The 807-nt window shown below is 59.4% G+C and carries 1 pseudogene; it reads left to right on the plus strand.

Going from position 1 to position 807, the window contains the following annotated elements:
- Window positions 1–807: pseudogene (locus tag AC07VO_RS29875) on the plus strand (RHS repeat-associated core domain-containing protein); the annotation flags it as partial.

Raw genomic sequence — 807 nt, forward strand, 5'->3', positions numbered from 1 at the left:
GTTGAAATCCTGCCTCACCCGGAGGGCGGGGAAACGCTGGTGTACACCGATGAACAGGGCCGGCGCATCGATATGGGCTCGATTCCTCTGGGCGGCGCGGTGTTCAGTGCCGGTGAAGGGCTGAGTGTCCGGCGCCACGTTAATGGGCAGCTGTTGATAGAAAGCGACAGCGGACTGTATCGACTGTTCGATACAACACCTGGAAGTTCATCGCTGCTGCGCCTTAGCCAGCTGGGTGATCGTAATGACAACCGGGTTCACCTCGACTATGACGACACCGGACGTCTTGTAAAACTGCGCGACACCTTTGACTTGGTTCAGGTGGAATTGATCTACCTTCAGACACGAGTCAGTCAGGTGGAGCGGGTCTACCCGGACCAGCGCCGTGAAGTGTTGGTGAGTTATGGCTACGATCCGTCAGGCAACCTGACAGAAGTTCGCGATACCGCAGGCCAGGTACAGCGCCGCTTCGTTTACGACAGCGAGCGGCGGATGACTGAGCATCAGTTGCCCACAGGCCTTCGCTGTTTTTATCAGTGGGCTTGCATCGAGGAAAAGGAATGGCGCGTGGTCGGGCACTGGACCGACGAGGGCGACGCTTACCAGTTCGACTATGACCTCGGCGCCGGTGTCACGCGCATCACCGATGGCCTGCAGCGCGTCAGTACGCGCCGGTGGAACACCCAGCACCAGATCACCGAATACACCGACAACCTCGGCCAGACCTGGCAGTTCGAATGGAACGACGAGCGCCAATTGCTCAACGCGACCGACCCGCAGGGCGGGCGCTACGAATACAGCTACGAC

This window comes from Pseudomonas sp. GW821-FHT03E01 (assembly GCF_059420765.1).